Genomic DNA, 12,985 nt, shown 5'->3' on the forward strand with positions numbered 1-12,985 from the left:
TCCAACGGCGCCAAGACACCAATTTCAAGTATAACGCGAAGTGGCCTGACACGGATAACCAGACTTTCATGTTCGGAAGTCAAACAGCCGAGAATGTGTTCTGGACCATGTGCAGCGGAGTGCCAGTGTGGACCGCTTTTGAGGCTCTCACCTGGTGGATGTACGCCAACGGATATATGCCCTATCTCGAATTCGGAGCTCACCCGGTATACTTCATCGCTCTTGTGCTACTGATGCCCGCCTGGCGCGAATTGCACTTCTATGCGATCCACCGGATCATCCATATCGGGCCTCTGTATCACATCGTTCATAAGATCCATCATAAGAACGTCAATCCGGGGCCGTGGTCCGGCATGTCGATGTCGACGCTCGAGCACATCGTCTATTTTTCCGGCGTACTGATACACTTCGTGGTGCCGTCTCACCCGGTGCACGCAATGTTTCAGCTCATGCACGCGGGCCTGTCGCCGGCGAAGTCACATGTCGGTTTCGACCGGATGATCGTGGACGATGAGAAGGYCATCAACACCGACAATTTCTATCACTATCTGCATCATAAATATTTTGAGGTGAACTACGGCGAGCGACGCATTCCGCTGGACGAGTGGTTTGGCACGGCACATGACGGTTCACCGGAAGCCGACGAGCGGATGTACAAGCRCATAAAATCCAAAAAAATGGGCGCGAGGCAGTTAACATCGAAGCGGCAGGCACGATGGTAGCTCGCGCAACTCGTCCGGTTGCACTTACTGCTACCGTGGCTGCAGCCTGCGGCAGAGCGCCGGCGCCTCTTGCCAACACATCGCCGGAGTTGGTTCTAGCAGATCTCGAGGAAAACAAATGAAGACTCATGAGGAGTGGGTGGCGGCCTGCGCTATCGATGCCCTAACGCCCGAAGAGGTCCTCCGCTTCGATCACAGCGGCCGCACGTTTGTGATCATCCGCTCGCCGGAAGGGGATTACTTCGCAATGGATGGCCATTGTTCGCATGAAAAGGTCCATCTTGCGGGCGGCATTGTCGATGGCGGTATCATCGAGTGCCCCAAGCACTTCGGGACCTTCGATTACCGGACCGGCGAGTCACGCGCGCTGCCCGCATGCGTTGACCTGCGCAGTTATGAGGTCAAGCTCGACGGCGACACCGTCTTCATCAAGATCTGAGCCTTCCAAAGGCGTTGATTTTACGCACGTCCGTTCTTGAGCAAGCGTCGTTCGTATCGCCGAGGCAGGAGAAAACGGCGTCGCAACGAACGGGGCAAAACAGCATCGGTCAAAGCTTTGAAGCGAGACCTATTCGAGGTCACCGCGATCTAAGAACGACCCGACGATAGATAGGTCGATCACGTGAGCAGCGAAGGCGCAATCGTCGTTGTAGGGGCAGGTGAAGCCGGCACAGCCGCAGCTGTCGCGATCCGCGAAAGGGGMTGGCCAGGGCGGGTCRTCCTGGTCGGCAATGAAACCCCGCTCCCATATGAGCGGCCGCCGCTGTCCAAGGCAATCCTGATCGACGAATCGAACGTTGAACCCAGGCTGATTGTCACCGCAGAACGCCTTGCCGCATTGGAAATCGAATATCTTCATGGGCGCGAGGTCGTATTGATCGATCGCGCAATCAACATTGTCATGCTCTCAGACGGAGCACGGATACCGTATCACAGAGCCCTCCTAGCGACGGGGGCCCGCCCGCGGGAACTGACCATTCCGGTCGCCRCAGGAAGCAAGGTGGCGACACTGCGAACCTACGAGGACGCCATGGGTATCCGCCAAGTCATTGGCAGTGGATGYGACGTGGTGGTGATCGGCGGCGGCTTCATTGGGCTTGAAGTTGCTGCGAGCGCGGTCTCGAGAGGTGCTTCGGTGACCGTCATCGAGGCCGGGCCGCGGCTACTTACGCGGTCAGTGCCGTCGCCCATGGCCGACCTTATAAGGGCCAAGCACGAACGTTCAGGTGTGCGCATTGAGACGGGCGCCATTGTCGAACACATAAATATCAGCGAAGGACGCTCCAATGTGGTGCTGTCGGACGGCCGCACGCATTTGGCCGATCTGGTGGTCGTTGGAGTAGGTGCTGTGCCGAATGTCGAACTGGCGCAGGCGGCCGGATTAGCGATCGATAATGGCATCCTTCTGGACGAGACGCTCGCGACCTCGGATCCTCATATCTTTGCGGCGGGTGACTGCTGTTCTTTTCCTCATCGCCTGTATGGCAAACGGATCAGGCTAGAGGCATGGCGCAATGCGCAGCGGCAGGGTGYGGCGGCCGCAGCGAACATGCTGGGCGAGACCCTTCCTTACGAGGAGGTGCCTTGGTTCTGGTCGGATCAGTATGACGAGACACTGCAGATAGCCGGCCTGTGTGAGGAAGGACAGATTCCCATAGCCAGAGTTTTGGGCGATAAAGGTCAGCTTTTTTACTACCTGGCCACAGATGGACGCTTAGTCGCTGCATGCGGCTTCGGTAGCCTGGGCGTCATCGCGAAGGAAATCCGCTATGCCGAGATGATGATCGCTAGGCGGCTTGCCCCTGAAGGGAAGGYGCTCGCGGATCCGGCCGTCAACCTAAGATCGTTGCTAGCTTAGGATAGACCTTCGCAATTACGAGAGACTTCAGGCGGCGCAGATGCGCTGAGCGGCAGATTTGGAGCGGATGCGGCTCGGTCGKGGCCGGCCGGTTTTCAGATGGAAAATCCGAAGGGAATCCAAAGTGAATGGATATGTTCTAAAGGTTAGCTGTCGTTCGAAGCGCGGTATTGTTGCGGCGATTTCCGGATACCTTGCGGGACGAGGTTGCAATATCGTCGACTCATCGCAATTCGATGATCTCGACACCCGACAGTTCTTCATGCGTGTGARCTTCGTCTCAGAAGACCGTGCCGACCAAGCAGCACTGATCGACGGGCTAAATCCAATCATTGCCGAATTCGGCATGGTTGCCGAGATCCATGACGTGACCAAGCGCATGAAGGTCATGCTGATGGTCTCACGCTTTGGTCATTGTCTCAACGACCTGCTTTATCGCTGGAAAATCGGGGCGCTACCGATCGACATCGTCGGCGTCGTCTCCAATCATTTCGACTACCAGAAGGTCGTCGTGATCCATGACATTCCTTTCCATCACATTAAAGTAACGAAGGAGAACAAACCGCAAGCCGAAGCGCAACTGATGGACTTGATAGAGCAGACCGGCACTGAACTTATAGTGCTGTCCCGGTACATGCAGGTTCTGTCGAATGAGCTGTGCAAGCGCATGTCCGGTCAGATCATCAACATCCACCATTCGTTCTTGCCGAGCTTCAAGGGAGCCAACCCCTATAAGCAGGCCTATGAACGCGGGGTAAAGCTCATTGGAGCGACGGCCCATTACGTCACTGCCGATCTCGACGAAGGTCCGATCATCGAGCAGGACACGGTACGCGTTACTCATGCACAGTCGCCGGAGGACTATACCTCGCTGGGTCGCGATGTCGAAAGCCAGGTGCTGGCTCGAGCCATCCATGCCCTTATTCACCACCGCACCTTCATCAACGGCAATCGCACCGTCGTCTTCCCGGCAAGCCCCGGCTCTTTTGCCTCGGCTCGTATGGGGTAAACCGTGGCCGCGATGCCCGACGAAAGCGGGTAGCGTGATCAGTTATCAATGCTGTCAAAGAGGCTGCGGCTGAAATGGAAACATCCTGGACCGCCGTTCTCATCCCCACGCGAAAAACGAGAGCGGGACATTGCGGATCCCGGAGCCAAGCGCTTGATAATCTCGGCCTCACGCGTCCGGCGCCCTCAGTTCGTACACGGGGAGCGATGGAGATTGATCCGCGGCAAGTGAGCCGTGAGCCGCCACGAGCTCGATTTCGTCCCGGATAGGAACCTCTAGTGCCGCCGGTGACACGTAGAGAATGGCGTCGAGCGAGATCCTGAGACGGTCCTGCGCCACTGCGATCGCATGGTTGGTTGAAGTCGCAAAGATCGTTCTGAAGCCAAGACTTCCAAACCATTCGAGACGCCTGAATTCCGTCTCCTGCCCAGCGTCAATCGTACCGGCTACGGTCGCCTGTTCGACAACTGAGGCCGGTGGGAAGTTGATCACTCCCGAAAGTCCACGCTCTTGGAGCAGATCCGCAAAATCTTCCCAGCAGGCAAAGGGGTCGACCATCACCATGGCCGCGTAGGCAAGCTCTCGCCTTCCCTCGCAACCAGTGCGCAGCGCCTGCAACAGACAGTCGTTCCAGTCGATCACGGGCAAGGTCGCCATGACGAGAGGCGAGCCCTGCGGGAGATGCAATAGCGATGGAGCGTAGATTTGTATGCATTTGGCCGACCCACTGCGGGACAGGTTCGTTGAAAGCCTGCCRGAACGAAGACCTATCACTGCGCTACCCAATTTTACCCATTCAGGAGTGTGTCCAATCTTATAGGCGGAGCGGCAGAGGTCTAGACCCTTAGCGGTTGTTACGGAGATTCCGGAGGAAATTTGTGACCAATGGGTTCGTCCCGAGCCAAGGCGCCGCCCGGTTCGATTCGAGGCCTGCGCAATGACGGCATCGCTTTCAGGGGCGGTAGCGATCGTTGCGACGCTCGATACCAAGGCAAAGGAGGCGGACTACCTTTCCAACATCATTCGCGGATGTGGGCGGGACACCATCCTCATTGATGTGGGCACAACGAAAACCGAGGGTGGGGCAGATGTCGCGTCACACGCCAACCGGGTGGCGGYGCCTGCAGAATTGTTGCAGAAGATCGCGGCGGCGACACGACCCCGGATTGCCGCCCTCCACGCATCCGGGAGCATCGGTGCAATCATAGGCGTYGCTGGCGGAAAGGGCAGCAGTCTGTTCGGCGAAGTGGTCGCGGATCTGCCTTATGGCTTCCCAAAGCTCCTGATTTCAAGCGCCAGGCCGGCGCTCCTGACGGAGCTGGCCGCCAAAAGCGATATCATCATCTATCCGACGCTCGTCGACCTCTTCGGCGTCAACGGGTTCACGGCCAGGATATTGGAAAACGCGGGGCAGGCGATCGCGGCCATGCACTATACGCCGCCGCCTGTTCGCCGCAGCACCAAGATCGTCGCCATAACAGCCTTCGGGGTTACGACTCCGGCGGTCAGCCGCTGCGTGGCGCGGCTTTCGGAGGCCGGAATTGAAGCGATTGTGTTTCCCGCGAACGGGACGGGCGGCCGCAAAATGGAATCGCTTGTAGCCGCCGGCGAATTCGACGCCGTCCTGGATCTGACAACGACCGAACTGGCGGACGAGGTGGTCGGCGGTACAGCCAGTGCCGGCTCCGATCGGCTCAAGGCGGYGGGCAGCTATCCGCTTCCGCAGCTGATCGCGCCAGGTGCGGTCGACGTGGTCAATTTCGGGCCCCCTTCCAGCGTGCCTGATCAGTTCAAAGGCAGGCAGTTCTATTCGCATACGCCCTACACGACGCTGATGCGCACGACTGCCTCGGAGAACGAAGCGATCGGCCGTCTGACGGCAAAGCGCCTGGCGCATGCGCAGGGCCCCTGCCTTGTGCTCTGGCCTGGCAAGGGCGTGTCCGACTACGACCGGGAAGGCGGTATCTTTCGTGATGCCGCCGCAGACGCGGCCTGGCTCAAGGCCCTCAAACACGAGCTGCCGGCGACGGTCGAATGCCGCGAACTCGATTGCCATATCAACGATCCCGCGTTTGCTGACACTGCTGTCGCCTGGATCGTCGAACAACTGCAAGGAAGAGCTTAATGCCGATGCGTATTTTTGAACGCGACGACATTCTGGCGCGGATCGCAGCTCAGGTGGAAGCGGGCAGGGCCGTGCTCGCCGCCGGCAGCAGTTGCGGTCTGGTCGCGAAGTGCGCGGTGCTGGGTGGCGCAGACATGCTGGTCGTCTACAGCACCGGGCTTTCGCGGCTGATGGGGCTACCTACCAGCCGCATCGGGGATTCCAACGCCCGCACGCTCGAACTCGCCGCTGAGATCCGCAACGTTGTCTCATCCGTCCCTGTCATCGGCGGCGTCGAGGCCTGGGACCCGGTCCGGCTCGATCTCGACGTGCTGCTGGACAGATTTCGGGCCGCTGGTTTTTCCGGCGTCATCAATTACCCAACGATCTCGACCATGGGCGACAAATGGCGCGAACGTCGCGGGCGCGTGGGGCTCGGTTTCGAACGCGAGGTCGAAATGATCGCACTCGCGCGTCAGAAGAACATCTTTTCACTCGCCTACGTCGCCAGCACTGAGGACGCGGAGGCAATGACGAAAGCGGGAGCCGATTGCATCGTGCCGCATGTCGGCGCCACCCGCGGCGGTCTGGTCGGCCACGAAGCTGGCCAGTCGTTGGCTCAGGCCGTGCACCGGATCAACGAGATCAGCGCCGCCGCCCGAGCCATTCGGTCCGACGTCGTGTTGCTTTGCCACGGCGGAGCTGTGGCTGAGCCTGAGGATACGCTCGAGGTCTATAGCTCGACCCACTGTGTCGGCTTTGTCGGGGCTTCGTCCATTGAGAGAATTCCCATCGAGCGAGCAGTCAAGAGCGCTGCGGAGGCCTTCAAGGCGGTTCCGCTGTCGCGAGCCGTCTGATTTCCACGATTTGAAAGACCGAAGCTGACATGGGTATGCCGATCAAGAACGCGACAAGTGAGACAACCACGACCGCAGGGAACCGACCCGGCGCCGGCCGGAGCGTTCAGGCAGATGTCTTGGTGATCGGTAGCGGCGCTGCCGGATTGGCAGCTGCGCTCTACGCTGCAAAGGCCGGGTTAAAGGTTATTGTTTGCGAGAAATCAGCCAGACTCGGCGGAACGACAGCGTTGTCGAACGGCATGATCTGGGTGCCGTGTTCGCCACAAGCCRCAGCCGCCAAGATCCAGGATTCGATCGAGCAGGCAAGAACCTATCTCCGTCACGAGCTCGGGAATTATTACAGGTCMGAATTCATCGATGCCTATCTGGAAGACGGCCCCGTTGCCATTAAGGAGCTGGAGAGCGACACAGAGGTAGAATTCACGCTGGCACCGGCGCCTGACTATCACTCAAGCCAGGTTGGGGGGGTCGACAAGGGCCGCGCGCTTAGCCCGGCCCCTTACGACGGACGAAAGCTCGGCAAGGATTTCGATCTCATCGGTGATCCCATCCGTGTGGTGCTCGGAGGGATGATGATCTCCTCYGGAGAAGTCGGCAAATTCCTCAATCCATTCCAGTCAGCGGCCGCCCTTAGCCACGTCACCCGTCGCGTGGCACGCTACGCGTCGGATCGGTTGGGTTATCGGCGCGGAACCGAGCTCAGCGGCGGCAATGCATTGATTGYCCGACTGCTCGTCAGYCTGCGTCGGYGCGGCGTGGAGATATGGACAAACGCGGCCGCCACGGAGCTGATCACGACTGCCGATCGCGTTAAAGGCGCGGTGGTCAGCTGCAACGGCGAGAAATGGYGCGTGGAGGCCTTGCGCGGCRTGATCCTGGCGACCGGCGGTTTTGCGCGTGATGCCCRCCTGAGACGTGAATTGAGCGGTGCCCACCAGCATGATGAAACGCTGGCGCATCCCGACGTAACCGGCGACGGCATCGAGCTCGCCATCAGCGTCGGCGCTGCAGTCGACAACGATGTCGCCAGCGCCGGTTTCTGGACCCCGGTGTCGCTGCTCAAGACGCCCAAGGGCAACAAGACCGTCCCCTATGGATGGTTGGATCGGGGAAGACCCGGAGTGATCGCTGTCGGACCGAACGCGAGGCGTTTTGTCAACGAGTCGAATTCGTACCACGATATCTGCCTGGCGATGTTCCAGAACGGCTATCCGAAAGATAGGCGGTTCTACTTCATCTGCGATCAGGATTTTGTCCGCAAGCGCGGCATGGGTCATCTGCTGCCATGGCCGTGGACGCTGAGCATCGGGAAATATGCGAGGAGCGGCTACATCCAAGTCGCATCGACGATCGGTGCGCTCGCCCGCCAGATCGGTCTCGATCCGGGYGCGCTGGAAAGGACTGTTGAGGAACACAATCGGAATGCCGAGACCGGGCTCGATCCTGATTTCCATCGGGGTGAGTCCGCCTTCAACCGCATGCTGGGCGACCCGGCTGTGGGCAAGAAGAACCCCAATCTCGGACCGATTCAAAACGGACCGTTTGTAGCGCTTAGAATTGTCCCAGCGACGCTTGGCACGGCCACAGGCCTGGCGACCGATACGGAAGCCAGGGTTTTGGACAGTTCCGGGAGCCCCATTGCCGGTCTTTATGCCTGCGGCAATGACATGACGTCTCTGATGCGCGGCCTGTACCCCGGAGCCGGAATTACCATCGGGCCTGCCATTGTGTTTGCCTACCGGGCGGCGATGAATGTGAATGCGGGCGCACTCGCCAGACAAGCCGTATCCTAACCAATCAAATATTGCCGGGCTGYGCTCGGCCGCATATCCAGCCGATCGCCCCTGGTGTTCCTGGCGCTGGCGATAACCGGACCGGCGTCAGGGGACCTTCATCACGGGCCCACRCCATCTTGGCGATCATCGCGCGTCGTGGAGAATGAGCGCCATCGATCTGGTGGAGTGAACTCTAATGGCTCGCTCGCACGCTTGATTTGCGAGGCAGCAGATCGCACGGCGGCCTCTAGGTGATGCCGTATGCTCTACCCCGCCCCTATCACACTTTGTCAGTAAGATTCAGGYCGCGAAGGAAAATCTGGGTCGTCGTGCGCCTTGCGATAGAGTAAACACTCTCGTCCAGGTGCGCTTGACCCAATATGATAGAGACTTGCGCTTCATCCTCTGCATAGGTTTGGGTTGATGCCCAAAGCAAGAAGAACAAGTGATGGGGGTCGACCGCATCCATCTTTCCTGCTGAAATCCAATCTTCGATCACCGAGCACTTTGACTTCACGATCTGGTCAACCCTGACCCGGAGCTGCGACTGCACATGCCGAGCTCCACTCAGCATTTCCATCGCCCACAGGCGGGTCAATTCAGGATAGTTTCGTGAGTATTCGATCTTGCGGGCAATATAATTTGCAATTGCGTCCTCTGGTTCAATATTTGGAGTAATCTCTTCTAAGGCGCTTACCCAAAGGTCCAAAATTCGAWCGAGGACAGCTTCATAAATTTCTTCCTTGGTACGAAAATAATAGTGCAGAGTGGCCTTTGATACGCCTGCATGCTTGGCGATTTCGGCGGTGGTGGCRCCGTCGAATCCTCGCTTTGAAAAAACCGCCTCACCGGCCTTAAGAAGATTTTCCGTGTTGCGCTGCCGCATCAAAATTTGCCGGCCGTCCGAGCGCTTCTTTCGCCCGCCATGATTTTCTGGGCTCGCGTTCCCGGATGGATCGATYACCTTCAATGGGGCTCGTGTTGGGTTTTTCATATCGGTGTGACCGGTGCGCTCTCGTTGTTCATCTTGTCATATGTACCAAGCGTCCGACGATCAACAAGGAACTGCCCCGCCCCGAGTGTAGTCATCGTTCGAATTTCCTTCGTCGGGAAAACGTGGTTGGCCGGACCTTCATTCGCAGCCCGCCATTGGAAGAGACAGGCAAGGGGGTTCTAATCGACTCCGCGTCACTAGGGGACTTATGCGGGGTGTCCCTGGCGGGTTCCAGTTCATCCAGCGACGGCTTCCTCGTCGTGGCGCGAAAAATACGCATTCGCTCGAATTTATAGTTGACCAAATGGTCAGCAATGATAATTTGGTGCCGTTATAATGCGCGGGCAACGACCTCTGGTCTGGATGGCCGCGCCAATAAAAGGGGAACAAAATGTGTGATGTGATGACCGCTCGCCGAGCGGCATTGGGTGCGATAGCATTCTTATTTGCCGCGATTGCCCTTCCACTGGCCACCTTCGCTGCTGACAAGGTCAAAGTGGCGGGCGTCTATACTGCTCCGATCGAGCAGCAATGGATCAGCCGCATCCATAAGGCGCTGAAGGAAGCTGAGGCTAAGGGCGAAATCGAGTACGCTTTTTCCGAGAACGTGTCGCCGACCGACGCGCAGCGTGTCCAGAGAGAGTATGCTAGCAAGGGATACCAGCTGATCGTCGGTGATGCCTTTTCGGACGAGCGTGGCTTCAGGCGGCTGGCGCAAGACTTTCCCGACACCAAGTTTCTATTAGGGTCGAGCTTTCCTCCTGAGGGAAAGAATTTCTCGGTTTTCGACAACTATATCCAGGATTGCTCCTACCTTTCAGGAATGATCGCCGGCCGGATGACTACTTCCAACATTGTTGGGATGGTTGGCGGATTTGCCATACCTGAAGTGAACCGGCTCATGAACGGCTTCATGGCTGGTGCGCGCGAGACGAATCCCAAGGTCAAGTTCCTCGTTTCGTTCATCGGCTCCTGGTACGATCCGCCAAAGGCAAAAGAAGCGGCCTTCGCGCAGATGGATGYGGGTGCCGACCTGCTCTACGCGGWGCGTTTCGGCGTCACTGACGCGGCCAAGGAGCGAGGCAAGCTAGCGATCGGCAACGTCATCGACACGCAATCCGAGTATCCTGGGACGATCGTGGCTTCTGCGGTCTGGAACTTCGAGCCGACAGCCAGTCGGGCCATTGCCAAGATCAGGGACGGATCGTTCACAGGCGAAGATTATGGTCCATATTCCGAAATGAAGGATGGTGGCTGCGAGMTTGCTCCTCTGGGGGCGTTCGAAGGCAAGGTTCCGGCCGAGACTATTGCCAAGGTCAAAGAACGCACGCAGCAGCTCCAAAATGGCACGTTCGCCGTCAAGCGCGACGATACCGAACCAAAATCGGACCTGTGAGCGAGACCCGTGCATATCAATCTTACCGGGCGCCGGAAGCCGCTACTTAGTCTTCGTGGAATAACGAAAAGATTTGGAGACCTGATAGCAAACGACAGCATAGATCTCGATCTCCATGCCGGCGAGGTACTTGTGCTTCTGGGCGAAAACGGTGCCGGAAAGTCCACGCTGATGAGCATCTTGTTCGGCCACTATGTGGCCGACCAGGGCGCGATCGAGGTGGATGGYAAGCCCCTGGCATCCGGCATTCCTGCCGCGGCGTTGGAAGCTGGAATCGGCATGGTCCACCAACACTTCACATTGGCCGATAACCTGAGCGTTCTCGAGAATGTCATCCTTGGAACGCAACCCTTGCTGTCGGCGAAGCTGAGAATAGCCGAGGCACGCAATAAGTTAGCCGTCCTGGCCGGGCGTTTCGGTCTCGACATCGATCCCGACGCCAGAGTGGCCGACCTTTCAGTCGGCGAGCGTCAACGGGTAGAGATCTTGAAGGCTCTCTATCGTGACGTGCGTATACTGATCCTCGATGAACCGACAGCGGCTCTGACGCCGCAACAAGCCCATTCGCTGCAGCAAACGTTGCGCAAGCTGGTCGCTGAAGGGCTGGGCATCATTTTCATTTCGCATAAGCTCGACGAGGTTCTCGGCATAGGCGATCGCATCCTGATCCTGCGCGGTGGCCGCCTGGTAGGAGAGGCATCGCCAAAAGGCGCGGATCGACGGTCATTGGCAGCTCTCATGCTCGGGCGCCCGGTGGAGGAACCAGCGCGCGATGCCTGCGGCGTCGGCCAGGTCAGGGTCCAACTGAACAACATCCGTGTAAGCGATAGAGACGGCCGCGTTCGATTGTGCGACGTCTCGCTGAATCTCCATGCCCGGGAAATAGTCGGGGTCGCGGGAATTTCCGGCAACGGTCAAAGCCAGTTAGCGGATGTACTCGGCGGATTGATCGTGCCGGATAGCGGAACCTATTGGCTTGATGGCCGCAACGTCTCCGTCGACGGCGCCTCGATGCTCATTGAAAAGGGCGTCGGGCGAATTCCGGAAGACCGTCACGCAAGCGGAGTTTTCGGCGACATGAATATTCCGGAGACGCTGATTGCCGAAGAGTATCTCAGTCGCAAGTTCTCCCGATGGGGATTCCTGCGATGGCCAAGCATAAAGGCATTTGCCGCAGAAATCGTATCCGAGTTCTCTGTCAATTGTGAACGGGTTGATATGCCGGCCAGACTCTTGTCCGGGGGCAATCTCCAAAAGCTGTTCCTGGGCAGAGTGCTTGCTCGACAACCGGGATTTCTCGTCGTTCATCAGCCTACCCGGGGTCTCGATGTCGGAGCGGCCGCTTATGTGCACTCTCGGATCTTTGAGACCTGCAACGCCGGAGCGGCAGTTCTAGTGATCTCGGACGATCTTGAAGAAGTACTCAAACTGTCCGACCGCGTTGCCGTGATTTTCCGGGGCCAACTCAGCACGCCCATCCCACGCAGTGAAGTCAACCTTGCTGAGCTGGGGCTGATGATGTCGGGGCACGTTGACACAGGGGTGAGTAGTCATGCGGCTTGAGCCACGTACGAAACGTTCATTGCTGAGCGAGGTTGCAGCTCCGTTCGCAGCAATTTTTGCGAGCCTGCTTTTGTGCAGCATTCTCATCCTATGGGCCGGCGCCCCGATAGGGTCGGCTTATGCAGCCATGCTTGACGGGGCAATCGGCAGCAAACTTGCTCTGACTGAAACCCTGGCTCGTGCCACTCCGCTTATGTTTACCGGCTTGGCCGCTGCCGTGGCATTTCGAGCCCGCTTCTGGAACATCGGCGCAGAAGGACAGCTCTATCTGGGAGCGCTAGCCGCGACCATTGTGGGAACAGGGGCGATATCGCTGCCGCCTTATCTGATGATCCCTTTGCTGCTGATCAGCGGCGCAGTCGCTGCCGGTCTCCTTGTGCTTGGTATTGCGCTTTTGAAGTACAGGCTCGGAGTGGACGAGGTCGTCACCTCGCTCCTATCTAATTTCATCATCTTGCTTCTCATCAGCATGTTGTTGGACGGGGTCCTGAAGGATCCAATGGGGATGGGTTGGCCTCAGTCCGAGCGGATCATTACCGAAGGCCAACTGCCCAAGCTGGTGGTAGGGGCCCGTCTGCATCTGGGGTTTGTGCTTGCTGCGCTGGTGGCGGTCGTTGTCTGGCTGTATGACCGACACACGACCTATGGCTATGAAGCTCGCACGGTTGGCCAGAACCGGAAAGCTGCAGCCTTCGCCGGCATTC

General features: G+C 58.3%; 12 protein-coding genes. 10 read left to right on the plus strand and 2 right to left on the minus strand.

Features of this window, described 5'->3' with window-relative positions:
- From ORS3428_RS30780 to purU, 4 genes are all read left to right on the plus strand, one after another.
- Positions 1-722, plus strand: a 722-nt coding sequence (locus ORS3428_RS30780; protein ID WP_071102035.1) for a sterol desaturase family protein, incomplete at its 5' end; no start/stop codon positions are given.
- A gap of 118 nt (positions 723-840) precedes the next feature.
- On the plus strand, positions 841-1,161 hold the full coding sequence (locus tag ORS3428_RS30785; RefSeq protein ID WP_071102036.1) for a Rieske 2Fe-2S domain-containing protein: 321 nt from the start codon (positions 841-843) through the stop codon (positions 1,159-1,161).
- A gap of 183 nt (positions 1,162-1,344) precedes the next feature.
- On the plus strand, positions 1,345-2,580 hold the full coding sequence (locus tag ORS3428_RS30790; protein ID WP_071102037.1) for an NAD(P)/FAD-dependent oxidoreductase: 1,236 nt from the start codon (positions 1,345-1,347) through the stop codon (positions 2,578-2,580).
- Between the two features lie 124 nt (positions 2,581-2,704).
- The gene (gene purU / locus ORS3428_RS30795) at positions 2,705-3,589 is read left to right on the plus strand and encodes a formyltetrahydrofolate deformylase (RefSeq protein ID WP_071102042.1); all 885 of its coding nucleotides are present in this window, start codon (positions 2,705-2,707) and stop codon (positions 3,587-3,589) included.
- 168 nt (positions 3,590-3,757) lie between these two features.
- On the opposite strand, the gene ORS3428_RS30800 is transcribed toward purU, so the two are convergent.
- Entirely contained in the window at positions 3,758-4,231 is a 474-nt protein-coding gene (locus tag ORS3428_RS30800; RefSeq protein WP_131802975.1) for a hypothetical protein, read from the minus strand.
- A gap of 295 nt (positions 4,232-4,526) precedes the next feature.
- Between ORS3428_RS30800 and ORS3428_RS30805 the strand changes: the two genes are divergently transcribed.
- Genes ORS3428_RS30805 through ORS3428_RS30815 form a run of 3 tightly spaced genes read left to right on the plus strand, consistent with a single transcriptional unit; the run spans position 4,527 to position 8,346 of the window.
- The gene (locus ORS3428_RS30805; RefSeq protein WP_071102038.1) at positions 4,527-5,714 is read left to right on the plus strand and encodes a Tm-1-like ATP-binding domain-containing protein; all 1,188 of its coding nucleotides are present in this window, start codon (positions 4,527-4,529) and stop codon (positions 5,712-5,714) included.
- Positions 5,714-6,550: a phosphoenolpyruvate hydrolase family protein gene (locus ORS3428_RS30810; RefSeq protein WP_244508159.1), complete on the plus strand. Its 837-nt coding sequence runs from the start codon at positions 5,714-5,716 to the stop codon at positions 6,548-6,550. The genes ORS3428_RS30805 and ORS3428_RS30810 overlap by 1 nt, the downstream gene beginning before the upstream one ends.
- Positions 6,551-6,585: 35 nt before the next feature.
- Entirely contained in the window at positions 6,586-8,346 is a 1,761-nt protein-coding gene (locus tag ORS3428_RS30815; RefSeq protein ID WP_108723232.1) for an FAD-dependent oxidoreductase, read from the plus strand.
- Positions 8,347-8,608: 262 nt separating this feature from the next.
- Here the strand turns inward: ORS3428_RS30815 and ORS3428_RS30820 are convergent, their stop codons facing one another.
- On the minus strand, positions 8,609-9,214 hold the full coding sequence (locus tag ORS3428_RS30820) for a TetR family transcriptional regulator C-terminal domain-containing protein (RefSeq protein WP_071102039.1): 606 nt from the start codon (positions 9,212-9,214) through the stop codon (positions 8,609-8,611).
- 499 nt (positions 9,215-9,713) lie between these two features.
- Between ORS3428_RS30820 and ORS3428_RS30825 the strand changes: the two genes are divergently transcribed.
- The 3 genes from ORS3428_RS30825 to ORS3428_RS30835 all read left to right on the plus strand — a co-directional run.
- The gene (locus ORS3428_RS30825; protein ID WP_201788354.1) at positions 9,714-10,718 is read left to right on the plus strand and encodes a BMP family protein; all 1,005 of its coding nucleotides are present in this window, start codon (positions 9,714-9,716) and stop codon (positions 10,716-10,718) included.
- Positions 10,719-10,727: 9 nt separating this feature from the next.
- Entirely contained in the window at positions 10,728-12,281 is a 1,554-nt protein-coding gene (locus ORS3428_RS30830) for an ABC transporter ATP-binding protein (RefSeq protein ID WP_244508160.1), read from the plus strand.
- 19 nt (positions 12,282-12,300) lie between these two features.
- The coding region (locus ORS3428_RS30835; protein WP_172833758.1) for an ABC transporter permease at positions 12,301-12,985 on the plus strand (685 nt) is incomplete at its 3' end.

The sequence above is a fragment of the Mesorhizobium sp. ORS 3428 genome, assembly GCF_001854785.1.
Taxonomy (GTDB): Bacteria; Pseudomonadota; Alphaproteobacteria; order Rhizobiales; family Rhizobiaceae; genus Mesorhizobium.